Below are 24,102 nucleotides of genomic sequence, written 5' to 3'. Positions count from 1 at the left end.
TTATGCCGCAGAAATCTGGCAAAGGGTCACTTTGCCTTCATGCATACCAGTCACAGGGTCATATCCATAGGATGTGACCGTGTTGACGCTTTCACCCAGAACGATCGGGTCGGTTCCCTCGGGGTAGTTGCCCCGCTGGTCGACACCCTGGAACCAACCTGCGAAGTGGAATGGCATGAATGCCACGCCGGGTGCCACGCGCTCGGTCACAAGGGCCTTGACCCGTGCCTTGCTACCGTTTTCGGGACCATTGACCCAAACCCAGCCACCATCGGTGATCCCACGAGCAGACGCGTCCGCCGGGTTGATCTCGACGAACATGTCCTGCTGCAATTCGGCCAGCCAGGGGTTCGAACGGGTCTCTTCGCCGCCGCCTTCGTATTCCACCAGACGACCGGAGGTCAGAACGATCGGGAAGCTTTCCGACAGCTTGCGCTCGACAGCCGAAGCCTGAACCGAGAAGCCGATGTTCGGCATACGGAACTGACGTCCGTCTTCGCGGGTCGGGTAATCGGCCACCAGGTCGGGACGCGGCGAATAGATCGGCTCGCGGTGGACCGGGATCGGGTCGGGCAGGTTCCACGCCACGGCGCGGGCCTTGCCGTTGCCGAAGGGCACGCAGCCATGCTCGATCGCGACACGCTGGATGCCACCGGACAGGTCGGTCGACCAGCTGACGGCAGCCATCTTCTCGGGATCGTTGCCGCCGATGCGCTGGATCGTGGCCAGTTCGTCAGGCGTCAGATCCAGATCCCAACCAAGGGTCTGCAGAACGCCATAGGTGAACTGCGGATAACCGTCCTGGATCTCGGATCCAACCGGGTAGCTGCCTTCGGCCAGAAGCGTCTCGCCTTCACGATCCACACCAAAGCGCGGACGGAACGCGCCGCCGCCTTCCTTGACGGGGATATTCGGGTTGTAAAGGATATGCGTTCCGGGATGCTTGAACTCGGGCGTACCCCAGCACGGCCAGGGCAGACCATAGAAATCACCAGCCACTTCACCGGCATCCGCAGGTGCGCGCAGGGTCACCAGGTCGAACTTGTCCTGGTTGGCCATGTGCGACTTGAGGCGCTCGGGGCTTTGTCCGGTGTAACCGGTGGACCAGCCGCCGCGGTTGATTTCGCGCAGGATCGATTCCGGGGTCGGTTCCATCGAGAACTTGCCCTGAACCATCTCGTAGTTCTTGAACATCTGATCGGCAAAACCGAGCTTTGTCGCAAGGCGATAGATCACCGCATAGTCATTGTCGCTTTCGAAGATCGGATCGACAACCTTTTCGCCCCACTGGACCGAACGGTTCGATGCCGTCCGGCTGCCGCTGCATTCGAACTGCGTCGAAATCGGCAGCAGATAGGTGTTGTCGGTGCGGTCATGCAGCGCGGCAAAGGTCGTCGGATGCGGGTCAGCCACGACCAGCAGGTCAAGCGCGTTCATGCCCTTCAGACCATCGCCCATCCGCGGCACGGTGTTGCCGCCGTGGCCGAAGACGATCATCGCCTTGATGTTGTCGCGCTGATCGACGTCTTCCGCATCAAGCGTTGTCGCGTCGAACCAGCGGGTCGAGGGGATGCCCGCCATTTCCATGTTGGCCTTGCGGTCGCGCGCGTCGCGCCCGCCTTTTGCCGGCACCTCGTCAAAACGCGACTGGAAATACTCGTAGGGGACTTCCCAGACGCGGGACCAATGCTTCCAGCCACCTTCGGCCAGGCCGTAGTAGCAAGGCAGCGACCCGATATCGAGGCCGAAGTCCGTAGCACCCTGCACGTTGCAGTGACCACGGAAGATGTTGGCGCCGGTGCCGTCGGAACCGACGTTGCCGGTGGCCAGCAGCAGGTTGCAATAGGTGCGGACGTTGGCCGTCCCCACGGTGTGCTGCGTGCCGCCCATGCACCAGATGAAGGTCGAGGGGCGCTGCGTGGCAAAGGTCTGTGCGACGCGCTTCAGCTCGGCCTCCGGGATGCCGGTGATCCGCTCGACCACCTCGGGCGAATATTTCTTCACCTCTTCGCGGACCTGGTCCATCCCCCAGACACGCTGGTCGATATAGTCCTGATCCTGCCAGCCATTCTCGAAGATATGCCACATGATACCCCAGATGATGGCGATATCCGTGCCCGGACGCATGCGGATGTAATCCGTGGCATGCGCTGCGGTCCGCGTGAAACGCGGGTCGATCACGATGACATTGGCGCGGTTCGTTTCCTTGCCTGTCAGGATGTGCTGCAGCGACACCGGATGCGCCTCGGCCGCGTTCGACCCCATGAAGATGATGGTCTTGGAGTTGCGGATGTCGTTGTAGCTGTTGGTCATGGCGCCGTAGCCCCAGGTGTTCGCAACACCTGCCACGGTGGTCGAGTGGCAGATACGCGCCTGGTGGTCGACGTTGTTGGTGCCCCAGAACGCGGCGAACTTGCGGAACAGATAGGCCCCTTCGTTCGAGAACTTGGCCGACCCCAGAAGATAGGCGCTGTCCGCGCCGTTCTTCTCGCGGATGTCCAGCATCTTGTCGCCGATTTCGTCGATCGCCTGCTCCCAGGAAATGCGGACCCATTTGCCGCCTTCCTTCTTCATGGGATATTTCAGGCGGCGGTCACCGTGCACAAGCTCGCGCACCGATGCGCCTTTGGCGCAATGCGTGCCGCGGTTGATCGGGCTGTTCCACGCCGGTTCCTGACCGACCCAGACACCGTTCTGCACTTCTGCCTTCACCGTGCAACCGACCGAGCAATGCGTGCAGATGTTGGTCTTCACCTCGATCGGCTGGCTGAAATCGGTCTTGCCCGCTTCGGCACGGCGCACCGTGGAGGCGCCAATCGCCCCAAAGGCGGCAAGTCCACCGACCGCCAGACCGGAAGCTCTCAGAAAGCTGCGGCGATCCACCGGCTTTGCCGACACGCTCTGTGCAAAAGCGGCCAGGCCGCTGCGGTTTGCATCCGTTGATCTGCGTTTGACCAGCATGTCTTATGCTCCCTTGTAGTAGCGGTTGGTGCGATAGAAGGCTTGGACATGCTCGGTTTCCTTGTACCGCGCCTTGGTCCGCTCATCGCCGGTTTCTTCGGCGAAGACAGGCTGCGCGCCGCCGGCAACCACACTGGTCGTCGCCACGGCCGCCACGGCGCCAAAGAAGCCGCGCCGCCCTATGCCTTTGTCTTTTTTGATGCTGTCAGCCATGTCATCCTCCCTGCGTTCGTCCTGTGTCAGCAGGCTTTCATGCTCTGCCTGGTGTTTCTGCTTTACGACCTAGTCTCAAACTCTGCGCTCGGCCGTGGCCGATCCGCGGTGCGCCGCCGCTTCAAGCTCGAAGGCGCGGGTTTCGATATCCGTGAAGATCCGACCCACCTCTGCCACCGCACGGTAGAATCGCGCGCTTGGCGCAACGGCCAGATCGTCGAAGAATTGCCCGACCCATGGCGCAAGGTGGCGCGCGAAGAAACCCGCCTCACCGGCGGCCCCGCACCCCAGAACGCTGGCGTCGAATTCGCCGGCGGCAAGACCAGACATGATCTCGGCCAGGCTGGCGATATGATCCTCGGGCTCGAATCGGCCTGCGGCGCGTTCCACCCCCATCAGCAGAAGATCCTGCCGCAGATCGGCAAGCGGGCGTTCGTTCAGGAACCCGGTGATGTAGAAGGATGCGAAAGGCAGCAATTCGCCGCGTCCGACACCGACGAAAAGCTCGAAATATTCCTGCGTGACATCCTCGGGATTCGCTTCGGCCGCCGTTCTGGCAAGCACGGAATAGGCCTGGCCCAGCGCCGTGTCGTCGCCGGAAAGACCCGTCAGCGCATCAAGCATTGCGCGATCCGGGGCCGCGACCAGCAAAGACGCAATGAGCCCCCATTGCTGGGCGCGCAGCTGCTCGTGTTCTGGTCTGGCTGGCGCAGCCGGGGCCGTGCGGGCTGTCATCAGGGTGTCAACCTCTTGTATGTCGATGTGTAAGTAGGGTTCGCGCACTATGGTATACTCACATTGTATACACGCTTTTCAAAACCCTTGGCAATAATTTGTGACATCGAATTTATATCATTGGATGCCGATTTTTTCAGTCATGCCAATAACGTGTCACTCGGGCATGGCCCCGCCATGCCGACGCTGCGGCACCAGGGCTGTACGCTCCTGGCGGGGCGGTTCTTCCGTGGTCTCTGCCTGGGCTTTTTCGGCTTCGCCAGGATCTGTCGCGGTATTTGCGTCGTCGCCTTGCAGCGCAGGCGGTTCGGGCGATTCCGATGGCTCTTCGCGGCTGTCGACCCCTGCGATCTTGCGGGGTCGCACGGCGTCATCAGCGACGGCATTGTCGGCGACATCATGTTCCGGTTCAGCCTTGCCTCCGATCAGATCCTTCACCATCTTTTCGACGCTTTGGCTGGACAGGACACCGCCACCACCGGGCACCCCGCCGGGCGCGTTCCAATCCCAGGCGTAGTCCACCGCCGGATCGGAATAATCACGCACCGCAGGGCTGACCAGCCACAGCTTGCGCAGCGCAGCATTCTTGAGCGGGGCTGGCACGCCTTTGGCCAGGAACGGCTTGATGTCGAATCCGGCGGTGATCTCGTCCAGTGAAGGCAGCGCATCAATGATGGCCTGCTCGTCGATCGCCTCCTCGGGCAGTTGCGGATCGGCGGCTTCGACCGGCGTGACGGGTTCATCAGCAGGAATCGATTGTTCCCGTTTGGCCGCAAGCTTTCTGCGCGACCAGTTTCGCAGAAAGCCGCCTTCGCGATCTTCGCGGTCGGTCATCGCTCCCCCTTTGGTGGCAATCCCGCCTTGCCGCGCGATTGCACCCATTTGTCGTCTTCCGTCAGGATCCGCTTTGCGCGCGGATCATGTTTCATGTTCACGGGCACGCGTTTACGCTTGTAGAAAACCTCGTCCACGTGATGCGCGGCGATGAACGCCTCGATCCGCGCGGCCACCGCAGGCGGCATGGCCAGGGCTTCGACGATTCTTTCGGGATCGCTGGCCATGGCCTCCCCCTCATAGGGATCGGCCGTGACCAGACGCACCGCATCACCGTCGCAAGACACCCAGAGCGAGGGGCGCGCGGCGCGCAGGTTGTCGATGTAATGCGATGTTTCGCCCGAATGCAGCACGACGGCATGATCACCCATGTAATAGGTGCGGACCTCGCCCTGTTCGGTCATCAGCGTACCGCGCTCCAGCGCGGGGATCTCGGCCATCACGGCGGCGGGGCGCACGATCCGCTTGGCCCAGACATTCGCGGGCGGATGGGACACGCCCAGAACCGCAAGGCGCAGAACCTCCCGCGGCATCAGGCGCGCCCCATGGCGGCGGGCAAGCCCCCGGCCATCCCCTCGCCCGGCAGCGGAAGGCCCGTCACCAGGTTCTGCGGCTTGAAGCGGATGACATTGGTGCTGTCCAGTCCGACAAAAAGATAAACGGGATGCGCGCCGATCTGCGGCAGAACCCCGTCGGAACTATCGAAGGTCAGGGCAAACAGCCCCACAAGTGCGGCCTGTGGCGTCTCGCCCTTCCACAGCGCGTTGCCCACCTCGGTGCCCGCCTGATCAAGGCCGACATACCATTGCAGATCGACATCATGGGCTGTCAGCAGCGGGGTCACGCTGACCGGCTGGCCCAGAAGATGATGAACGAAACGCTCGACCGCCCGCGCAAAACCGGCCCGTGCCTTGGGGTCTGCCCCAAAGGGCAGCACCATCGTATGGGCATCAGACCTGCTCCAATAGGTCCAGGCGTTTTCGTCCTTCAGCACGTCAAGCGAGTCGACACCGCCGTTCATCATGGCAAACAGCGGGTTGCTGTGGATTTCGCCCTCAAGCTCGGTCACCAGCTCGTCATCCGCCAGCATCAGGGCCCCGTCATTGAGAAAGGCGCGCTGCGGCCGAAAGAACATCTCGGCGGCGCGCAGGACATGCACGTCTTCGCAGCCTTCCAGAGCGTTGCGCAGGATCAGTTGCACCAGCTGATCATAGAACAGATGCGGCAGGCGCACGCGGTCGCGCACCAGCCCCAGATACCCGGCCTCGATCGACCCCGCGGCCAGAAGCCTGTCGCGCAGGGTCAGCAGGAACTCCCAGTTTTCGCGCGCATCGGGATCCTTGATATTGGCCCGCTCCATCACCGAGACCTGCGCCCGCGGCGTCGCCACAAGCCGGGCATGCAGCGCGCGTTCGGCGGCACAGGCGTCAGCAGGCGGCACGATCTCGGGCCGGGCAAGCCAGGCCAGGATCAGTTCATCCGTGACCTGCATCCTGCCGGTTGCGTCCAACCGTGTCAGATGATGGCCGGAGGCGACCCAGAATTCCCTCATGATGTGCTCTTTTCTTCCATGAAAGCGGCCAGATCGAAACGGTCGGCCTCTTCGTCGTCCTCGTCGGTTTCCACTATGTGAAACGCCTTGTCGTGCCCGCTCAGATAGCCGGCCGAAAAGGCCGTCGTATCGCGTGGTTTCAGGGTGCGAAACTGTTCCCGGATACCACCGTCAGCCTGGGTGCGGTGCAGGGCGATCAACGTGCCTTCGGCATGACCACGGCACAGATCCTCTGCCAATGTCAGCTCTTCTTCCGCCGCGGGAAGGGCTGCGGCCATGTCTGGCGCGCCCAGCTTGTCGATCAGCTGGCGGGCCAGTATCTCAAGCGCCTCGTCGCGGTCCGAGGGGCGGGCAAAGGTCACCGTCACCAAGGTTGACCAGCCAAAGCTTTCCACACCCAGCAGGCCCGAGCGAAAGGCGATCTGTTCCTTGCGGCCCAGGGTGTCGGGATCGCGTCCCGCGAACAGGAATGTCCCCGGCACCGCCCATTCACCGGGCGTTGCGGCCTGCGCGAACACCACCTCGTCGGAACGGTCAAGCCGGATGGTGCGGGGCAGACGGATCACAGCCTTGGCCCGGTATCATCGCGCCAGGGCGTCAGGTGCAACGCCTCGCCAAGGCGCGCCAGCCCGTCTGCATCCCGCAGATCGACCGCCGCTGCCATCGTTCCGCCAGCGGCGAGCCTTTCGCCGTAGCGCAGGGCCAGAGCCTCGTACCCGCCATGGGCCATACGGTCGAAGTTCAGCATCAGATAGGCGGCGAAACTTTCCAGGATCGCGGGCGGATCGGTAAAGTCTTCCTCTTTCAGGGAAACAGAATCGGGCTTGCTGCCCGGGGCCGTCAGATTGTCGCGATCCGCGATCAGCTCGACCCCCAGAACCATCCAGTCCGGCACCTCGTCCTCTGCCACGCCGTCGGGCAGGTGCAGACGCATGCCGCCAAGGCGACCCGCATCAAGCCGCACCTCGCCGGGCCAGCCAAAGCTGACGGCACGCTCGGGCGGGCAATGCGCGGCCAGGGCATCGCCCAGCGCCAGCATCCCCAGCACGAAGGCCTTGCGCGCCTCGATCAGCGGGACATCCGGCTCAAGAACAACCGCGAAATCGAAGCGGCCGGCCGTGGACGGGCGGCGCCCGTCCCGGGGCTGGCTGCAATGCCATACCAGGGTCCCGGCGCCATGTTCTGGCGCCATGACACATGCCTTGGTCTGCGTGTCCCCCTGCGCCAGCCAATGCGCCGCGTAGGGCGGCGGCAGCACAAGAGCACGGGGCGCTGAATGATTGTCGAGCACCGCGGCCTATCCTTGTCAAAATCGTATACAATCCGTTTTTAACGCACTTGCCACCAACTGCAAGAGCAGTCAGAACCACGCAACAGAGTTATAGATCAGACCGGGCCCCCCCATGACCATGACGACCAATGCCAGATCGAACCGGACAGTCCTGACCTGCACCTGCGAAGGCACCATGGTGCCGGACGAAGGCGCCTTGACCAGGGCCGGATGCGGTGGGGCCGGATCCGTCACACAACTGTGCCGGGCCAACCTGGATCACTTCCGCGCCGCCTTGGCCAAAGGCCTGCCCGTGACCGTGGCCTGCACGCAGGAAGCGCCCCTGTTTTCGGAAATCGCCGCCGATGAAGCGCCTGATGTGGCGCTGTCTTTCGCCAATATCCGCGAAACCGCCGGCTGGACCGCCGAAGCAAAGGCCAGTGGCCCCAAGATGGCCGCGATGATTGCCGCCGCCGCCGTCACGCCTGCGCCTTTCGGCGTGACCACGCTGGAAAGCAACGGCGTGGCGCTGATCCTTGGCCGCGACGAGGTGGCGATTGACGCCGCCGCGGCACTGGCCGACCAGCTGGACATCACCGTGCTGATGCAACCCGGTGCAAAGCTGTCCCCGCCGCGCCAGACCCGCTTTCCGGTGCTGCAAGGCCGTATCCGCTCCGCGACCGGCCACCTGGGCGAATTCACACTGTCGGTCGATGACTATGCCGTGCCCGCCCCGTCGTCGCGCGAAACGCTGAAATTCGGCGCCGGGCGTAATGGCGCAACCTCGCGCGCGGATCTGATCGTGGACCTGACCGGGGGACAGCCGCTGTTCGCCGCGCATGATCTGCGCCCCGGCTATCTGCGGGCCGATCCGAAAGACCCCAGGGCCGTGGCCGAGGTGATCGCAAAGGCGGGCCAGATGGTCGGGCAATTCGACAAGCCCGTGTTCATCGACTTTCTGGCGGATCTCTGCGCCCATTCGCGCAATGGCATCACCGGCTGCACCCGTTGCCTGTCGCTGTGCCCCACGGGGGCGATCACGCCCGATGGCGACAGCGTGCAGATAGATCCCGCGATCTGCGCCGGTTGCGGACAATGCGCCGCCGCCTGCCCGACGGGGGCCGCATCCTATGCGCTGCCGGATGTCACGACGGTCGCCGCGCGGCTGCGCGCCGCCCTCAAGGCCTGGTATGCCGCCGGGGCAAAGACCGCGCCGGTCGTTCTGCTGCATGACGCCGACCATGGCGAGCCGCTGATCAACGCCGCCGGGCGCTATGGCCGCGGCCTGCCCGCCCATGTGATCCCGCTGGGTCTGAACGAGATCACGCAAGCCGGCCCCGAGGTGATGGCGGCCGCCTTTGCCTATGGGGCGGGCGGGGTCGCGCTGCTGGGACGCGCCCAGCCGAAACATGACCTGGATGGGTTGAATGCCAGCATTGATCTTGTCGCGGGTATCGCCGCCGCGATGGGCCATGGCCCGGTCACCCTGATCGAGACGGATGACCCCGACGCGCTGGAGGCGGCGCTGGCCGATCTGGCCGTCGCACCTGCCCCCGCGACCCCCTCGGGGTTTTTGCCGCCGGCAGACAAGCGCGGGCTTCTGGTGATGGCATTTGCCGAGATGAACCGCGCAGCGCCGACACCCGCCGCGGTGCTGCCACTGGCCAAGGGTGCGCCCTTTGGCAGCGTCACCGTCGATACCGACGCCTGCACCCTCTGCCAGGCCTGCACCGGGGTCTGCCCCGCCGGCGCGCTGCTGGACAACCCCGAGACCCCGATGCTGCGCTTTACCGAAAGCGCCTGCGTGCAATGCGGATTGTGCGCGGCCACCTGCCCGGAAAACGCGATCACCCTGACGCCGCAACTGGACTTCGCCGCCTGGGACACCCCGCGCCAAATCCTGCATGAGGAACCGCCGTTCTGCTGCACCATCTGCGGCACGGCCTTCGCCACGCGGTCCGGTATCGCGCGGATCCAGTCCCGGCTTGCCGACCACTGGATGTTCCGCGGCGAGGACGGGGCGCAGCGGCTTAACGTGCTGACAATGTGCGAAAATTGCCGGGTTGAGGAAATCGTCAAACAGGGTTTCGATCCGCATGACGACAGCACCCGCAAGGTCAGAACCCGTGCGGATTACCTGCCCGGCGACAAGGATCGCGGCAAGACCTGATCCCGCGGACACGCGCCGCCAAGGGGCCTGTGCATGCGGGCCTGTGCATGGGGGCCTGTGCATGGCCGCATCGACCTGCGCGCGGCGACAGCGCAAGCGGCGCGGTTAGGGTTTCGCGCCTTCCACCTCGGCGATGCCGATGAAGCTGCGGTTCCATGTGGGGCTGATCAGGATCTCGTTCAGGCAGACATGGGCCGGTGCTTCGGCAATGTATCGCACGATCGCGCCCAGGTCCTCGGCCTTCAGCATGCGCGCGACATCCTCGGGCGATGGCGGTTTGGGGCGCAGTTTGAGGATGGGCGTCGCCACCTCGCCGGGCATCAGCGCCGTGCAGCGGATCCCGTTGCGGCCTTCATCCTGGTTGATCGAATGGCTCAGCGAGACCACCGCGTGTTTCGAGGCGCTATAGGCCGGCCCGGTCAGACGCGACGGATAGCGCCCCGCCCAGGACGAGGTCAGGATCAGCGTGCCGCCACCCTTGGCCCGCATCTGGGGCAAAACCGCCAGCACCCCGTTCATGACCCCGGTGAGATTGATATCGACGACCCTTGCGAAATCTGCGGCCGTGATCGCGCCCATGGCGCGGTTGGGCACGTTGATACCGGCATTCGCCATGAAGATGTCGACCGCCCCGAAGCGGCGGGCAAGATCATCGGCAATCGCCTGGGTGGCCGCGGCATCGGTCACGTCAAGCTGTGCCGCCTCGGCCTTGCCGCCGTCGGCTGCGATTTCGGCGGCAACGCGCTCCAGCTCCTCCAGTCGCCGCCCTGACAGCACGACCGTGGCACCGCTGGCCGCCAGGGCCTTGGCCGAGGCCTCGCCGATGCCGCCCCCGGCCCCTGTGATCCAGGCCAGCTTCCCATCCAAGGTTCCCATGTCATCCTCCCGTGATGCAAAATGTATTGGGGTCCAGAAATTCACACATGCCGCGACATGTCCACCGCTGGCCCTGTTGAACCGGCAATCCGCAAGGCAGGCCCCGGCGCAACAGGCCGCGCCGCGTTTTTTGCTGACGCGGCGGTGTGTTGGTGAGACTATCGCACCAGCAAGGGGATGATGCACAAGGAAGGCCGCAGATGAAACTGACACAGGTATGTGACGGGCTGAAATTCCCGGAAGGGCCGATCGCCATGGCCGATGGATCCGTCATTCTGGTGGAAATCCAGCGGCAAACCCTGTCGCGGGTGCAACCCGATGGACGGATCGACACGATTGCCCATCTCGGCGGCGGGCCGAACGGGGCGGCAGTGGGCCCGGATGGCATGATCTATGTCTGCAACAACGGCGGCTTTCTATGGACCGGGACGAATGGCATCACACGGCCCATCGGCACCCCTGATGACTATGTCACCGGGTCGATCCAGCGGGTCGATCCGCACACCGGCGCGTTTGAGACGCTTTATGACAGTTGCGACGGCCAGCCCCTGCGAGGGCCAAACGATATCGTCTTTGACGCGCAGGGCGGCTTCTACTTTACCGACCTGGGCAAATCGACGACCGAATACGTGCATCACGGCGCGTTCTACTACGCCAGGGCCGACGACAGCCATATCCGCCGCGTCAACGCCCCCATGATCACGCCGAATGGCATTGGCCTGTCGCCCGATGGCAAGACGGTGCATGTGGCAGAGACACGTACCGGCCGCGTCTGGAGCTTCGATCTGGTCGCGCCCGGCCAGATTGCCCCCCACCCCTTCACCATGCCGGGGCGGCTGGTGGCCACCCTGCCCGACTATCAGCTGCTGGACAGTCTGGCGGTTCAGGCCGATGGCAGGATCTGCGTCGCCACGCTGATGCGTGGCGGGATCAGCGTGGTGCCGCCAGACGGCGGGCCTGTCACATTCATCGCAGGCCCCGGCGATCCCTATATCACCAATATCTGCTTTGGCGGCCCGGACATGTGCGATGCCTGGATCACGGCATCCGGCACCGGATGCCTTTACCATGCCCGCTGGCCAAGCCCCGGCCTGCGGCTGCATTTCAACCGCTAGACCGGGCGACACGCGTCAAGCGCGCGGTTGCTGCGTTTCTGACAGAGATCAAGGCCGAACGTTCCCCAGCGACTAGGGTGTGGTCGTGACGGTCCCCTGCAAGGCGGGCCGCTGTATCGTTTCCGCAAGGCGCCCAGCGCTGCACCGGAAGGAACAGGAACAAGCCAGAGGTTGCATCCATGACGCCCGAATCCCCAGCCGATCTGCCCCTTGATCTGGGCCTGTCGGAGCGCAGCGCAACGCCCCGGCCCCGGCGATATTTCAGCAAACGATGGCTTTTGGTGCTGCTGATCCCGGTTTTCATGTTTACAGGCGCGGTGATCGGGCTTTATTTCCAGCCGCCCGCCCTGCAGAAATTCTACGCCCTGACGGGTCTGCAACCCGGTGGCGGATCGGATAGGCCCATAGCACTGCCACCAGACATCGACCTGCCACCCAGGATGGCCGAGACGATGCTGCCCAGCGATGTGGTGGGGCTGGCCCGCATCCTTCCGCGCGGCGATATCTCGATCGTGGCAGCCCCCTATGGTGCGGGGGACGCCCGCTTGTCCGGGATCCTCGTGGCGATCGGCGACCAGGTCGAAAAGGGTGCGCCGCTGGCCTGGCTGGACAACCGCAGCGCGCTGGACAGCGCCGTGCTGATGGCCGAGGCCAATCTGGCCATTCGCGAGGCCGCACTGATGCAGACCCGCGCCGCCGTGGCGGCAAGCCGGGACGAGGCGCAGGCGGCCCTTGATCAGGCGGCGGCAAACGCAGCCGAGGCCGCCAGCAGCCTGGCCCGCACCGAGGAATTGTTCCAGCGCCGCGTGGCGACCGAGGCCACGCTGGACGCGATGCGTACTGCGGCGGCCCAGGCGACACTGGCCGTCACAAGGGCCGAGGCGACACTGAAACGGTTCTCGGCCGTGGCGCTGGATGACCAGCCCGATGTCGTGGTGGCCGCGCGGAATGTGGACGCGGCCAGGGCCGAACTGGCCCGCGCGAAGCTGGACCTGGACCGGGCGGCGGTGGTGGCCCCGATCAGCGGCACCATCCTGGACATCCACGCCACCCCAGGACAGCGTCCCCCGGCGCAGGGGATCATGGAGATGGGCGATACCAGCCAGATGATGGCCGAGGTCGAAATCTGGCAGGACCGGATCAGCGCCGTGGCGCAGGGCCAGCCCGTCGAACTGGTCACGGTCGCCCTGGGCCAGACCCTGCACGGCCGCGTCGACAGCATCGGCCTGACCGTCGGGCGACAGGGCATGATCTCGGACGATGCGGCCGAGAACAAGGATGCCCGCGTCATCCGGGTCATGGTGGCGCTTGATCAGCCATCCTCGGAACTGGCGGCGCGGTTCACCAACCTTGAGGTCATCGCCCGGATCGACACCACCGCCGGCGCAAGGGTGCCGCGATGAGCTGGCTCTTGCGGCGGCTTTTCGGACGCCTGCCGATCGGATGGTTGCAACTGACGCATAACCGCACCCGTTTCGCCGCGGCGCTTGCCGGGGTGGCCTTTGCCAATGTGCTGGTCTTTGTCCAGCTTGGGATCATGAACTCGATGGCCGCGGCGACGCTGCGGCCCTATGAATTCTTCCAGGCCGACCTGATGATTTCGGCCGAGGACGCCAATGCCTTCAACGAGGGCGGCAATGTCGCCCGCCAATGGCTGTTGCAGGCCATGGCCGATCCCGATGTGACGGATGGCATGGGGCTGTTCCTTGGCAATGTGCCCTGGGACCGCGCGACCAAGGACATCACCTTTGCCACATTCGGGGTCGACCCGGCGCATCCTGCATTCCTGGCCTCTGACATCGCCGCCGACGCATCCTTGCTGCAGGTGCAGGACGCGGCCATGCTGGACCGGCTGGCGCGCGGGCTGGCCCGGAACGAGGCCGCGGCGATCCGCCCGCAAAGCCCTCTGTCCTTCGAGACCCAGGGCCGGACCCTGACGGCCTATGCGACCTTCGCGGGCGGCGGGGGCTTTGGCGGCGATGGCTACATGCTGGTGTCGGACCAGACCTTTCTGGCGCTGTTTCCTGCCCGCAGTTCCAACGCGCCCGATCACATCCTGCTGACCCTGCGGCCCGGTGCCGACCCGTCGCAGGTGATCGCGCGGCTCAAGACCCTGATCTCGGACCCCAGCCTGCGGATCCGCAGCTATGCCGACGCGGCGCAGGAGGATCTGCGCTATCAGCAGACGCGCCGCCCGACGGGCATCATCTTTGGTTTCGGGGTGCTGATCGGGGTGCTGGTCGGGCTGGTGATCGTGTATCAGGTGCTGTCGACCGATGTGGCCGATCACCTGCGCGAATATGCAACCTTCAAGGCCATGGGCTATGCTCCGCGCTTTTTCCTGGGCATCGTGCTGGAGGAGGCGCTGGTTCTGGGCATCATGGGGTTCATCCCCGGGTTGATCGTCGGCACGGCCATCCTGACGCTGATGGGCGCGATCACCACCCTGCCCTTGACGATGACGCCCTTCATGGCGATCAGCGTCTTTCTTGGCACCATCCTGTTCTCGGCCCTGTCCGGCGCCATCGCCACCCGCAGGTTGGCAGCGGCCGACCCGGCCGACCTGTTCTGAGGCCTGCCATGCGCGACACCCCCATCATCGCAACCACGGGGCTGAACCACTGGTTCGGCAGCGGCGATGCCCGCAAGCAGGCGCTGTTCGACGTCACCCTGACGCTGCAACGCGGCAGCTTCACGGTGCTGATGGGGCCTTCGGGATCGGGCAAGACCACCGTGCTGACGCTGGTCGGTTGCCTGCGCGCCGTGCAGGACGGGTCCGTCCTGCTGATGGGGCAGGAGTTGAACGGCGCCGCCGAGGACAGGTTGATCGCCCTGCGCCGCAGGCTGGGTTTCATCTTCCAGGCCCATAACCTGCATGAAAGCCTGACAGCCGCGCAGAACGTGATCATGGGCCTGCAGGTGCATCCAGGTGTGCCGGAAACCATGGCGGAACAGGCGGCCATCCACGCGCTTGGTCTGGTCGGGCTGGCAGACCGCACCCGCTATCTGCCGGCCAACCTGTCAGGTGGCCAGAAACAGCGGGTGGCTGTCGCCCGTGCGCTGGTGGGCAACCCGGCGCTTGTGCTGGCCGATGAACCCACCGCAGCCCTGGACAAGGACAGCGCCGCCGATGTCGTCGATCTGATCAAGCGAATGGGCCGCGCGCGCGGGACCACCACCTTGCTGGTCACCCATGACCCCCGCATTCTTGATCGCGCCGACCGCATCCTGACGCTGGAGGACGGGCGGATCGTCAAGATCGAAGAACGCGGCTGACAAGGCACATGCCAGCGACCCCGAAGATCAACCACCGGGGGCTGTCAAAGAAGGCTGTGACCACCGACACGATCGCCGGCGGCGTCTTTCACCTAGTCGCTGGCCGCCGTGAGTAGAAGGATCGTCCGGGTCCCGGTTCGCCCGCGCTGTTCAGCCAGACGCCGTTTCCCGACTTCCAGCTTGATCCGCGCCGTCTCCAGCCGGGATATGGCTTTTTCGCGCTGCTCATACAGCAGGCGAATGGGCGAACCCGGATGACCGATACGTGATAGCCTGGACGCGCCCTCTGTCGGGAACCAGGTTTTCATGTCCTCGATGGCGACACTCCAGCAACGATCGGCTTCCATGTAACGCCGGTAGGCCAGCAACAGAAGGCGACGTCTGGCGGCAAGATCCGCATGCATTTCATGACTCCCGTCAATACCGCGCATTTCCGAAGTGCCCTCATTGTAGATCCGCACCCTGCATCATGGCAAGCCTGCCCCTGTGATGCGGCCTGCCGTCACCAGCTATCGCCCCCGACACGACGGCTGGATCCTTGCCACGCGGCGCAGACCGGGACGGGACTAATCCGCCTTTGCCGCGCGCACCGCGATTTCGATTTTCCAGTCAGGGCTGGCAAGTCCTGCAATCATGATGGTCGAACAGGCAAGGTGTCCGTCGAACAACCTGTCCCGGACCTCGCGGAAGATCTTGATCCCGTCCTGCGATGTCACGATCGCAAAGACATCCACGATGTCGGTCTTTTTCATCCCGGCCGCGTCCAGAATGGCAAAGACATTCCGCCACGCAAGTTCATGCTGCTGTTCGGCATTCTCGGGGATCTGACCGTCAGGCTGGGCACCGACCTGGCCAGAGACAAACAGCATCCTGGCATTCGCCGGGACCTCGACCGCCTGGCTGTAATGGGAAAAGGACGGGGGCGCCTTGTCTGTCTGAATGGTTCTGTTCATGGCCAAACTCCTTTTGCGATTGCTCTGCGTGGCGCCGTCAAAGCGTGACCCCTGAAACCCGACTTGTCCATGCACATCCAGGCCAAACTGCCATGGCAAACGGCAAGGACGCCGTGTTGTTCTTGGTTCACGCAGGGATCGTGCTACAACTTGAACGGTGGCACGACATGGCACGACATGCGCGAACAGGGCGGACGCCGCCGAAATGCCGGTCGCGTCGCTTATGACATCCAACACTGACCATCGGGTAGAAAATGAAAAACGCACTGATCCTTGTCGATATCCAGAATGACTATTTCGAAGGCGGCAAATGGCCCGTGGCGAAGATGGCCGAGGTCGGCCGGAACGCGGCCAGGTTGCTTGCGGATGCGCGCAGCAAGGGCGAGATGGTCATTCATGTGCATCACGAAATGCCCGCAGGCGGGCCTTTCTTCGTGACCGGAACGCAAGGCGCCGCGATCAACCAGGTCGTGGCTCCGCAAGATGGTGAAGCGACGGTCCTGAAGCACAGACCCAACAGTTTCCACCAGACGGGCCTTGAGGCGCTTTTGCGCGAAAACGGGATCGAGTCCGTCACGATCTGCGGGGCCATGTCACAGATGTGCATTGATGCCACGGCCCGCGCCGCCCGCGATTTCGGCTTTGACGTGACCGTGGTCGAAGATGCCTGCGGCGCAAGGGATGTGACCTTTGGCGACACCACGATTCCGGCCGCACAGGTCCACACGACCATGATGGGCGCGTTGAATGGCACCTATGCAAAGGTCGTGAACACGCAAACCTGTCTTGGTGCCTGACGGTCCGGCTGTCCGGCGCGGCCCGTGATGGCTTGCGTCGGACCACGGACAGCCCACCGTTTCGCGAAACTGCAGCTAGGCAGCCGCCGCGATCTGCGCTTAGTCTTGGCGGTGACAAACGGGGACGCTGACACAAATGACCAAGGACAGAACGCCGATCGACTCGCGGCTTGAGAACCTGCGCCGCCTTGATCCTGACGCGCGGCTGGAGATGCTGGCGCAGGCCGTGGGCCTGAGCGATGCAGACCGCGCCACACTGGCGGGGCGCGATGTGCTGCCGATGCAGCTGGCTGACGGGATGATCGAAAACGTGATCGGAAAATTCGAGCTGCCGCTGGCGGTGGCGTCGAATTTCCGCGTGAACGGCAGGGATTACCTGATCCCCATGGTGGTCGAAGAACCCTCGGTCGTGGCTGCGGCCTCCTATATGGCCAAGATCGCGCGCGGCTGTGGCGGGTTCTTCACCTCGTCCGACCAGCCGGTGATGCGGGCCCAGGTGCAGATCCTGGGCCTGACGGACCCGCAGGGCGCGCGCCATCGCCTGCTGGCGGCCCAGGACGAACTGCGCCAGATGTGCAACGCCCGCGACAAGGTTCTGGTGGGCCTGGGCGGCGGTTGCATCGGGATCGAGGTGCATGTCTTCGAAACCTCGGCCGTGGGGGCGATGGCGGTTCTGCATATTCTGGTCGATGTGCGCGATGCGATGGGGGCCAATACGGTCAACACCATGGCCGAGGCGATCGCACCCAGGGTGGCCGAGATTGCCGGCGGCCACACCCGGTTGCGTATCCTGTCCAACCTTGCCGACCGTCGTCTGGCGCGCGCATCCGTGACACTGACGCCGCAGGCCCTGAGCACCGACACACTCGATGGCGCCGATCTGATCGACGCCATGCTGGAGGCCTATGCCCTGGCCCAGATCGATCCCTACCGCGCCGCCACCCATAACAAGGGCATCATGAACGGCATTGATCCGGTTGTGGTGGCCACCGGCAACGACTGGCGCGCCATCGAGGCGGGCGCCCATGCCTGGGCCGCCCGCAGTGGTCGATATACCTCGCTGACGACATGGGAGCGTGGCGCGAACGGGGCGCTGACAGGCACGATCGAGATGCCCATGGCGCTGGGCCTGGTGGGCGGGGCCACGAAAACCCATCCCGCAGCACAGGCCGCCCTGCGCGTTCTGGGCGTCACTTCCGCGCAGGAACTGGCCGAAGTGACCGTGGCCGTCGGGCTTGCCCAGAACATGGCCGCCTTGCGGGCCCTGGCCAGCGAAGGGATCCAGAAGGGCCACATGGCGCTGCATGCGCGCAATATCGCCATCCTGGCGGGGGCGACCGGCGCGCAGATCGAAACGGTTGCAAGAGCCATCGCCGCCGAAGGGCGCGTGAGTGTCGATGCAGCCAGGGAAAAGCTGGCCGAATTATAAGGCGCCGACCGGCGGCGCATGACAGGCGCGGCGGTCGGGATCGCAGGTCTGGCAGACCCCGGCGCTTACGCCGGAAAGCTGCCTCGCGTGCGATTGGCAAACCAGACGAGTGACAGCATCACCGGCACCTCGACCAGCACGCCCACGACAGTGACCAGCGCCGCGCCCGAGTTCAACCCGAACAGGCCGATCGCCACGGCCACCGCCAGTTCGAAGAAATTCGACGTGCCGATCAGCGCGCAGGGGGCCGCCACATCATGCGGCACCTTCCATTTCCACGCCCAGGCATAGGCAATGGCAAAGATCCCATAGGACTGGATCAGGATCGGCGTCGCCAGCAGCACGATCAGGAAGGGGTTTTCCAGGATCACATTCCCCTGAAATCCGAACAGCAGCACCACGGTCAGCAAGAGCCCCAGCACCGAGGCAGGCTTGATCCGCGCCGTGAAGGCGGCAACTGCCGCGTCACCGCCCTGCCGCAGCAATCGCGCCCGCGTGACCGCCCCCGCCACAAGCGGCAGCACGACATAGAGGACAACCGAAAGCACCAGCGTTTCCCAAGGCACCACAAGGTCCGTCACGCCCAGCAGCAGGGCCACGATGGGCGCAAAGGCAAACACCATGATCACATCGTTCAATGATACCTGCACCAGCGTGTAATTCGGATCGCCCCTGGTCAGTTGCGACCAGACAAAGACCATCGCCGTGCAGGGCGCCGCCCCCAGCAGGATCAGACCCGCGATATACTGCCCCGCATCCGCAGGATCGATCAGCCCGGCAAACACATGGCCGAAAAACAGCACGCCAAGGGCGGCCATGGTGAAGGGCTTGATCAGCCAGTTGACCACGAGGGTGATGATCAACCCCCGCGGCCGCTCGCCCACCCGGACCAGGGCGCCGAAATCCACCGCGACCATCATCGGATAGACCATCGCCCATATCAGCACCGCAACCACCAGATTGACCGAGGCATATTCGAAAGACGCCAAAAGCTGGAACATCCCCGGAAAGAGACTGGCCAGCACGATCCCGGCAATGATGCACAGGAATACCCAGAGCGACAGGAAACGTTCAAAAACAGACATGGCGCTTGTCCTGTTCCGTGGATCATCAGGACATGCCCCTTACCATCAGCGCAGGCATGACAGAAACCCCAAAAGGCACCACAGGCGGCGCTGGCCCGCAGGTGCCGCGGCGCGCGAGATGGCCAGTTGGCCTTCCGCAAGCAGGGGCTTGAGATCAAGCAAAAGCCCCATCCGGGGATGGTCGGCGGATTGATCTGCCCATCACTGTGAATTTATCATCAACCGCTTGACCAGATCCGGGGAACTGCCACCCTGCACGATGTGCTGTCCATCCGGAGCACCACGAGGAGGACGATGCGATGATGCGCGTTTACATGGCGGCTGCGGCCATTCTGGTTCCGATGCAGGCCCTGGCCGGGAGCGCGGCCGATGTACAACGACTGCTTGCAACCGGGAGCTGCGTGGCATGCGACCTTTCCGGAAGCGACCTCAAGCGTGCCGACCTGGAAGGGGCTGATCTGTCCGGGTCCGATCTTTCCGGCGCGAAACTCTGGGCCGCCCGTCTTGGCGCCGCCAACCTGGCGGACGCAAACCTGGCGGGCGCAAACCTGGCCGCGGCTGATCTGCAAGGGGCAAAACTGGAAAACGCAGATCTATCAAAGACTTACCTTACGACTGCGGATCTGGGCGGTGCCAATCTGACCGGGGCTGACCTGTCCGGGGCCGTCATGACACAGTCGCGACTGCAGAGATCCGACCTGTCCGGCGCCAACCTGACCGGGGCCTATATGGAACTGGCCAATCTTGCAGGGGCAAGGCTGACAGATGCCGATCTGACCAGGGTCAACCTGACGTCGGCCAATCTTGAAGGCGCGGTGCTGTCAGGGGCCAGGCTTGTCGGGACCGTCCTTCTGGGCGCCGACCTTGACGGGGCGTCGATGGATGGCGTGATCCTGTGCAATACCGTCATGCCTGATGGTCGGATTGACACCAGCGGCTGCTGAGCAGCCTTGCGGATGGTGTCAGTCAGTTGAAATCCGGCGCGCGGCAGGCATAGGGGGTGCCATCCGGCAGCCGGCAGATGTTGTCCAGATAATCCTGCGGCAATTGCTTGTAGCTGGGCAGCATCTTGCTGTCATCGCGGCGATCCAGGTAGTCGCTGCAGGTTGCGATGTAATAACGCTGAACGCGCTCCTCGGAGGCGTACCACTGATCGAAAGCGTCAGACACTGCCTGCGCCGGGTCTCCATGCTCTGCCATGCTGCCCGCGAAACGTGCAACGATGTCGGTCGTGCTTGGCCAGTCTGCCAGCGCGTTCCATACAGAAGGGTCACCAGTTTCAAGCATGTGCCATGCCACCAGAAGGGTGATCGCGTTTGCATCGGCCTCAAGTGCGAAAGTGGCTTGGGCGACCTGCTCCATCGCAAGGCTGTCATCGGGGCAGATACGCGCCACGACCTGATCAAGATGCCGCAATTCATGCAGCAGAACTGCGGTCAGCATCGCGTCGTCCAGTTTGCCATCAACCTCGATCCGATTGGCCTCAGGCAGAAGAAAGCCGCTTTCCAGCAGAAGCGAAGGGCTGAGGCAGACCAGGGGTTTGTGGCCTTCAAGCGTATCCGCCAAGCTTCTGAAGGGCATGAGCCCTGGCCGCAACCCCGCCATCAGGGCGGCCAGGCGCTGCGCCTGTTCCGTCCCATCCGTTGCGTCATAGGGATGTTCCAGGCACACCGGCACGCCCGCTGGGCGCGCAGGCGCGGGCCAGGCCGACACCACGGCGGCAACAACGACAGGCAAAAGTGGCAAGGCGCGGCGCATGGAACAATCCTACCAAGCAGCCTGCGGTTTGACGATAGGGGCAACAGGTTGCGGCGCGCTGTTCACCCCGCTTTTTTCCGGGATGTCGCGCGTGACAGCGGCATCAGGCCCGACATCGCAAAGGCCGCAAGGATTGCGCCGGCACCAAAGGTCCACTCTGGGCCAAGAACATCCCACAAGGCCCCGGCGATGACGCTGGCAAGAAGAAGCGCCACCCCGGTGATCAGGTGATACACGCCGAACGCCGTTCCGCGCAATTCGGCGGGCACGGCTTCGGCAACCAGCGCGGCAAGCAGACCCTGCGTGAACCCCATGTGCAGGCCCCAGATCAGGACACCGATCGCAATGCCCCCCAATCCCTCCGCGAAAGCCAGCACAAGGTCGGCCAGGATCAGCAGCGCCAGCCCGATGGCCAGCAGGCCGATGCGGCCGTTCCTGTCCGAGAACGCGCCAACCGGCCAGGCGGACAGGGCGTAGACCGCATTCATCCCCACAAGGACCAGCGGCACCAGCATCAGCGGCAGGCCGGCGGCCTCGGCGCGCAGGATCAGGAAAGCCTCGCTGAACCGCGCCAGGGTAAAAAGCGTGGCGACGAACAGGACCAGCCAGTAGGTGGCACCCAGCAGCTTGAGCTCGGCGCGCGAAAGCGGGTTGCGTACCCTGCGTAGCCCCTCGGGCCGGGGCGGTTCCCGGACAGCCAGGAGGATCAGCGCGAAGGCAAGCGCGGCGGGCAGGACCGCAATCCAGAAGACGCTTTGAAAGTCGTTCGAAAACGCCCACATCAGCCCGATCGCCGCAAGCGGCCCAAGAAATGCGCCAAAAGTATCAAGCGACTGGCGCAGTCCAAAGGCGGCACCCCGCAGCCCTTCCGGCGCAAGATCCGCCACCAGCGCATCGCGCGGCGCGCCACGGATGCCCTTGCCCACCCTGTCGATGAACCGGGCCGCGATCAGCCAGCCGATGGACGGCGCCAGGGGAAAGACAGGCTTGGTCAGCGCGGCAAGGCCGTAACCGATGGCCGCAAGTTCCTTGCGCCGCCCGATGCGGTCGGAAAGCGCCCCCGAGAATACCTTTGTGACAGACGCCGTGGCTTCGGCGATGCCTTCGATGACGCCGACGGCCAGCGCGCTCGCCCCCAGCCCCACCGTCAGGTAGACCGGCAGCAGCGCATGTATCATCTCGGACGAGACATCCATCAGCATGGACACCAGACCAAGAACCCAAATCCCGGCAGGCAGCTTGCGCCAGGTGGTGGTTGCCGGACCGGGTCCGGATTTCAGTCCTCTGGTTGCCATCTGGCGAAGTCCGGTGTGTGTGACGTGGCGGCTTTGGCTATCTTCTATCATAGACGCAACGGCCGGGGTCTTGTCTGCCTGAACGCGACCTTATCCCGGCAATGACCTTAAGGCGCCTTTTGGGGCAAATCATCTGTCCCGACAAAGGCATGTCCGGGCTGTTGCTGCCGCGTTCGCCGCATGCGCCAGAGCCATGTCAGGCCAGCATGCCGCCATCCACCATATAGACCGACCCCGTCACGAATGCGGCCTCGTCGCTGACCAGAAACAACATGACATTGGCGATCTCGTCAGGCGTGGCGTAACGGCCCAACGGGATATTCGCCACCATCGCGGCCTTGACCTGATCGGCAGATCCGGGGGCCAGCCCTTCTTCCAGGGACCGCATCATGCGGGTCTCGACCGGGGCAGGGTTTACCGTGTTGACGCGGATGTTATGCGCGGCAAGTTCCTTGGCGGCGGATTTCATCAGCCCGATCACCGCGTGTTTGCTTGTCGAATAGGGCGCGACATTTGCCGAACCGCGCATCCCGGCCACGCTGGACGAGATGACGATACTTCCGCCGCCGCGCGCGATCAGGGCGGGTATGGCCGCCTTGAGCCCAAGAAAGGGGCCTTTCACGTTGACGTTGATGACCTGATCAAAGACCGCCTCGTCACAGGTGGCGATCGGGGCCACGGTGCCTTCGATCCCGGCATTGGCCAGGAAAATATCAACGCCGCCAAAGCATCTTGTCGCCTCTGCGATCATCGCCCGGTTATCCGCGGCCAGGGTGACATCGGCGGCAAGGTATCTGACCTTGTCGCTGTCCAGTTCCTTGCAGACCGCGGCCAGGGCAACCGCATCCAGATCGACCAGCATGACAGAGGCGCCTTCTGCCAGAAACCGCCGGCCCGCGGCCTTGCCGATATCCCCCGCACCGCCGGTGATCACCGCGACCTTGCTGTCCAAACGCTTCATGATGATACCTGTCGCCATCCCTGCATGTGCAGCCCGCCCTAGCGCGCCGTGTATCCCCCATCGACCGGCACCGCCGCACCTGTCACGAAACTTGCCGCATCGCTGGCCAGAAACGCGGCAACCTCGGCCACTTCGTCAGGATCGCCAAGCCGGCCCATCGGGTGTAGCGATCTGAGAAAATCCATGGTCTCAGGCTCACGCAGGGTCGTGATGATGGGCGTCTGGATATAGCCGGGGCAGACGGCATTGACCCGCACGCCCGCCTTGCCGAAAGCCACCGCGAATTGCCGGGTCATGCCCACAACGCCATGCTTGCTGGCCACATAGGCGCTGAGCGAGCCGACAAGGTCGATATTGTCGTGGTAGTCTTCCGTCCACATCAAGCCGCCCAGCCCGGCGATGGACGCTGTATTGACGACAGCGCCGCCCCCCTGCCGTGCCATGATCGGGCAGCCATGGATCAGCCCGTAATAGACACCATCAAGGTTGATCGCGGTTGTCGTCTGCCAGTCCTTGCCACCGACGCCTGCGTTGTTCATCAGCACGTCGATCCGCCCAAGATCGCGGCATGTCCGGGCGAAGGCATCCTTGACCGCGTCCTCGTCCGAAGTATCCAGCACACAAGGGATCGCCGTTGCGCCCAGGCCTTCTGCCAGGGCCGCGGTGTCTTGCGCCGTCTCTTCGTTGATATCCGAACAGACCACCCTGGCCCCTTGCGCCGCGAGTTTCAGCGCCATGGCGCGCCCGATACCGGAACCGGCACCGGTGATAAAGGCGACACGGGCGTCAAAACCGGACATGGTGCAATTCCTCGATCCTTGT

24 protein-coding genes are annotated in these 24,102 nt (G+C 64.1%); 8 read left to right on the top strand and 16 right to left on the bottom strand.

Going from position 1 to position 24,102, the window contains the following annotated elements; all coding sequences use genetic code 11:
• The 8 genes from ACFQ3C_RS00165 to ACFQ3C_RS00130 form a co-directional block, all read right to left on the bottom strand.
• The gene (locus ACFQ3C_RS00165; protein WP_380787998.1) at positions 1-2,961 is read right to left on the bottom strand and encodes a formate dehydrogenase subunit alpha; all 2,961 of its coding nucleotides are present in this window, start codon (positions 2,959-2,961) and stop codon (positions 1-3) included.
• Between the two features lie 3 nt (positions 2,962-2,964).
• Entirely contained in the window at positions 2,965-3,174 is a 210-nt protein-coding gene (locus ACFQ3C_RS00160; RefSeq protein ID WP_380787996.1) for a hypothetical protein, read from the bottom strand.
• A gap of 75 nt (positions 3,175-3,249) precedes the next feature.
• The gene (locus ACFQ3C_RS00155; RefSeq protein WP_380787994.1) at positions 3,250-3,909 is read right to left on the bottom strand and encodes a TorD/DmsD family molecular chaperone; all 660 of its coding nucleotides are present in this window, start codon (positions 3,907-3,909) and stop codon (positions 3,250-3,252) included.
• A 156-nt stretch (positions 3,910-4,065) separates the two neighbouring features.
• A complete protein-coding gene (locus tag ACFQ3C_RS00150) occupies positions 4,066-4,743 on the bottom strand; it encodes a DUF3306 domain-containing protein (RefSeq protein WP_380787992.1) in 678 nt (225 codons plus the stop codon).
• Positions 4,740-5,276, bottom strand: coding sequence for a DUF3305 domain-containing protein (locus ACFQ3C_RS00145; RefSeq protein ID WP_380787990.1), 537 nt, complete (start codon positions 5,274-5,276; stop codon positions 4,740-4,742). The genes ACFQ3C_RS00150 and ACFQ3C_RS00145 overlap by 4 nt, the downstream gene beginning before the upstream one ends.
• A complete protein-coding gene (locus ACFQ3C_RS00140; RefSeq protein WP_380787988.1) occupies positions 5,276-6,295 on the bottom strand; it encodes a DUF6352 family protein in 1,020 nt (339 codons plus the stop codon). Before ACFQ3C_RS00140 ends, ACFQ3C_RS00145 begins: the two co-directional genes overlap by 1 nt.
• Positions 6,292-6,861, bottom strand: coding sequence for a DUF6505 family protein (locus tag ACFQ3C_RS00135; protein ID WP_380787986.1), 570 nt, complete (start codon positions 6,859-6,861; stop codon positions 6,292-6,294). Before ACFQ3C_RS00135 ends, ACFQ3C_RS00140 begins: the two co-directional genes overlap by 4 nt.
• Positions 6,858-7,586: a biotin/lipoate--protein ligase family protein gene (locus tag ACFQ3C_RS00130; RefSeq protein WP_380787984.1), complete on the bottom strand. Its 729-nt coding sequence runs from the start codon at positions 7,584-7,586 to the stop codon at positions 6,858-6,860. Before ACFQ3C_RS00130 ends, ACFQ3C_RS00135 begins: the two co-directional genes overlap by 4 nt.
• Positions 7,587-7,698: 112 nt before the next feature.
• On the opposite strand from ACFQ3C_RS00130, the gene ACFQ3C_RS00125 reads away from it, so the two are divergent.
• The gene (locus ACFQ3C_RS00125; protein ID WP_380787982.1) at positions 7,699-9,735 is read left to right on the top strand and encodes a 4Fe-4S binding protein; all 2,037 of its coding nucleotides are present in this window, start codon (positions 7,699-7,701) and stop codon (positions 9,733-9,735) included.
• A 105-nt stretch (positions 9,736-9,840) separates the two neighbouring features.
• Here the strand turns inward: ACFQ3C_RS00125 and ACFQ3C_RS00120 are convergent, their stop codons facing one another.
• On the bottom strand, positions 9,841-10,611 hold the full coding sequence (locus ACFQ3C_RS00120) for an SDR family oxidoreductase (protein WP_380787980.1): 771 nt from the start codon (positions 10,609-10,611) through the stop codon (positions 9,841-9,843).
• Positions 10,612-10,811: 200 nt separating this feature from the next.
• On the opposite strand from ACFQ3C_RS00120, the gene ACFQ3C_RS00115 reads away from it, so the two are divergent.
• From ACFQ3C_RS00115 to ACFQ3C_RS00100, 4 genes are all read left to right on the top strand, one after another.
• A complete protein-coding gene (locus ACFQ3C_RS00115; RefSeq protein WP_380787978.1) occupies positions 10,812-11,726 on the top strand; it encodes an SMP-30/gluconolactonase/LRE family protein in 915 nt (304 codons plus the stop codon).
• A gap of 179 nt (positions 11,727-11,905) precedes the next feature.
• Positions 11,906-13,129, top strand: a complete 1,224-nt coding sequence (locus ACFQ3C_RS00110) for an HlyD family efflux transporter periplasmic adaptor subunit (RefSeq protein ID WP_380787976.1) — start codon at positions 11,906-11,908, stop codon at positions 13,127-13,129.
• Positions 13,126-14,298, top strand: a complete 1,173-nt coding sequence (locus tag ACFQ3C_RS00105) for an FtsX-like permease family protein (protein WP_380787974.1) — start codon at positions 13,126-13,128, stop codon at positions 14,296-14,298. Before ACFQ3C_RS00110 ends, ACFQ3C_RS00105 begins: the two co-directional genes overlap by 4 nt.
• Positions 14,299-14,306: 8 nt before the next feature.
• Positions 14,307-15,002 (top strand): ATP-binding cassette domain-containing protein, encoded by a 696-nt coding sequence (locus tag ACFQ3C_RS00100; RefSeq protein WP_380787972.1) that lies wholly within the window; start codon positions 14,307-14,309, stop codon positions 15,000-15,002.
• Between the two features lie 92 nt (positions 15,003-15,094).
• Here ACFQ3C_RS00100 and ACFQ3C_RS00095 read toward each other — a convergent pair whose 3' ends face one another.
• The gene (locus ACFQ3C_RS00095; RefSeq protein WP_380787970.1) at positions 15,095-15,463 is read right to left on the bottom strand and encodes a hypothetical protein; all 369 of its coding nucleotides are present in this window, start codon (positions 15,461-15,463) and stop codon (positions 15,095-15,097) included.
• A 105-nt stretch (positions 15,464-15,568) separates the two neighbouring features.
• Positions 15,569-15,955 carry a RidA family protein gene (locus tag ACFQ3C_RS00090; protein WP_380787968.1) on the bottom strand — a complete coding sequence of 129 codons (387 nt, stop codon included), beginning with the start codon at positions 15,953-15,955 and terminating at the stop codon, positions 15,569-15,571.
• Between the two features lie 254 nt (positions 15,956-16,209).
• On the opposite strand from ACFQ3C_RS00090, the gene ACFQ3C_RS00085 reads away from it, so the two are divergent.
• Positions 16,210-16,752, top strand: a complete 543-nt coding sequence (locus tag ACFQ3C_RS00085) for a cysteine hydrolase family protein (protein WP_380787966.1) — start codon at positions 16,210-16,212, stop codon at positions 16,750-16,752.
• A gap of 136 nt (positions 16,753-16,888) precedes the next feature.
• Positions 16,889-18,181: a hydroxymethylglutaryl-CoA reductase, degradative gene (locus tag ACFQ3C_RS00080; protein ID WP_380787964.1), complete on the top strand. Its 1,293-nt coding sequence runs from the start codon at positions 16,889-16,891 to the stop codon at positions 18,179-18,181.
• 65 nt (positions 18,182-18,246) lie between these two features.
• Here the strand turns inward: ACFQ3C_RS00080 and arsB are convergent, their stop codons facing one another.
• Complete coding sequence (arsB, locus tag ACFQ3C_RS00075; protein ID WP_380787962.1) at positions 18,247-19,266, bottom strand: ACR3 family arsenite efflux transporter; 1,020 nt, start codon at positions 19,264-19,266, stop codon at positions 18,247-18,249.
• Between the two features lie 299 nt (positions 19,267-19,565).
• Between arsB and ACFQ3C_RS00070 the strand changes: the two genes are divergently transcribed.
• The gene (locus ACFQ3C_RS00070; protein ID WP_380787960.1) at positions 19,566-20,210 is read left to right on the top strand and encodes a pentapeptide repeat-containing protein; all 645 of its coding nucleotides are present in this window, start codon (positions 19,566-19,568) and stop codon (positions 20,208-20,210) included.
• Positions 20,211-20,232: 22 nt separating this feature from the next.
• Here the strand turns inward: ACFQ3C_RS00070 and ACFQ3C_RS00065 are convergent, their stop codons facing one another.
• The 4 genes from ACFQ3C_RS00065 to ACFQ3C_RS00050 form a co-directional block, all read right to left on the bottom strand.
• Entirely contained in the window at positions 20,233-21,024 is a 792-nt protein-coding gene (locus tag ACFQ3C_RS00065; RefSeq protein ID WP_380787958.1) for a DUF6782 family putative metallopeptidase, read from the bottom strand.
• A gap of 62 nt (positions 21,025-21,086) precedes the next feature.
• The gene (locus tag ACFQ3C_RS00060) at positions 21,087-22,319 is read right to left on the bottom strand and encodes an MFS transporter (protein ID WP_380787956.1); all 1,233 of its coding nucleotides are present in this window, start codon (positions 22,317-22,319) and stop codon (positions 21,087-21,089) included.
• Between the two features lie 196 nt (positions 22,320-22,515).
• A complete protein-coding gene (locus tag ACFQ3C_RS00055; RefSeq protein ID WP_380787954.1) occupies positions 22,516-23,280 on the bottom strand; it encodes an SDR family NAD(P)-dependent oxidoreductase in 765 nt (254 codons plus the stop codon).
• A gap of 38 nt (positions 23,281-23,318) precedes the next feature.
• On the bottom strand, positions 23,319-24,080 hold the full coding sequence (locus ACFQ3C_RS00050) for an SDR family NAD(P)-dependent oxidoreductase (protein ID WP_380787952.1): 762 nt from the start codon (positions 24,078-24,080) through the stop codon (positions 23,319-23,321).
• Between the last annotated feature and the right edge of the window lie 22 nt (positions 24,081-24,102).

The organism is Seohaeicola saemankumensis, from assembly GCF_042678485.1.
Classification (GTDB): Bacteria; Pseudomonadota; Alphaproteobacteria; order Rhodobacterales; family Rhodobacteraceae; genus Seohaeicola; species Seohaeicola saemankumensis.
The sequence above is the reverse complement of the archived record's forward strand: the minus strand, read 5'-3'. Positions and strand labels throughout refer to the sequence as shown.